This window comes from Neisseria sp. P0001.S005, from assembly GCF_051963715.1.
Window position 1 is genome coordinate 1 of the sequence record NZ_JBQCTZ010000943.1, and the last position, 295, is coordinate 295.

Genomic DNA, 295 nt, shown 5'->3' on the forward strand with positions numbered 1-295 from the left:
GTCCAAAGGGCAACTTCATTGTTGTGGTGCGCAAAGTGCAACGCGAGAGCTGTACCCCACGAACCTGCGCCGATGACAGTAATTTTCATGTTTCTCTTCCATATGGGAACGGGGCTTACTTTAAAACAAACGGCTTTGGGGTGCAAGGGCAGCGTTTGTGAAAAATATTTTGTGCCGTTTAAAAAGCCTTATGCCGTCTGAAAGTTCAGACGGCCTGCTTCGGTTTATGATTTATTGTTACCGGAATGGTAGGCATCGTAGGCGTAGTAGTCGTAGCTGTTGTTGGCTTCGCGCT

At 47.8% G+C, this 295-nt stretch carries 1 protein-coding gene; it reads right to left on the reverse strand.

The features are described 5' to 3' along the window. Nucleotides 1-89, reverse strand: an 89-nt coding sequence (locus ACTHSP_RS23610) for a hypothetical protein (RefSeq protein ID WP_440347187.1), incomplete at its 3' end; no start/stop codon positions are given. Nucleotides 90-295 lie beyond the last annotated feature (206 nt).